This is a genomic window from Alcanivorax sp. HI0083 (genome assembly GCF_001635175.1).
The window spans coordinates 1-778 of record NZ_LWFX01000149.1 but is presented as its reverse complement, the minus strand read 5'-3'; the positions used below and the strand labels follow the sequence as shown (position 1 = coordinate 778).

The window sequence follows — 778 nt, the reverse complement described above, 5'->3', positions numbered from 1 at the left end:
TGCTGCGCACGTCTTCGCCCAGTTGCAGGGTTTCATCCAGGGTTTTCTGGAAATCCACTGGCTCGGCATTGTAATAGCTGCGCAGAACGAAGTTGTGGTAATCCATCACTTCGCCCAGCTTGGCGGCAAACAGCTCGCGCTGGTACACATCACCCAGGCGCAGCCCCCGGCGAGCCACCTTGTCTTCATAGGCAGGGCCAATGCCACGGCCGGTGGTGCCGATTTTTTTGTTGCCGCGGGCCGCTTCACGGGCCTGATCCAGCGCCACGTGTACCGGCAGGATCAGCGGGCAGGCCGCCGACAGACGCAGACGCTCGCGTACCGGCACACCCTGATCTTCCAGGCCACCGATTTCCTTGAGCAGCGCCTCCAGGGAAAGCACCACGCCGTTACCAATCAGGCACTGCACATCTTCGCGCAGAATGCCTGATGGAATCAGGTGCAGGACCGTTTTCTTGCCATCGATCACCAGGGTGTGGCCGGCGTTATGGCCGCCCTGAAAGCGGGCTACCAGTGAAGCCTGATCGGTCAATAAATCGACGATCTTGCCTTTGCCTTCATCACCCCACTGGGTGCCGAGAATGACTACGTTCTTACCCATGATTGCTTGCTGCCATCTGTTCAGGAAAAAGGAAATTCGGTTTAAAGGTCGGTCACAACCCAGCCATCGGCCTGGGCGACCAGGCGACGCTGGCATCCCAGCTCGGCCGGGTCATTATCGGCGCCGGGCAAGGCCAGCACCACGCGCTCACCCTGCTCACGCAGGGCAGCAACGGTG

At 60.3% G+C, this 778-nt stretch carries 1 protein-coding gene; it reads right to left on the bottom strand.

The genetic code is table 11. The annotated features are described in order from the left end of the window. The coding region (locus A3754_RS01615; RefSeq protein ID WP_197468368.1) for an adenylosuccinate synthetase at positions 1-601 on the bottom strand (601 nt) is incomplete at its 3' end. Positions 602-778: the final 177 nt, after the last annotated feature.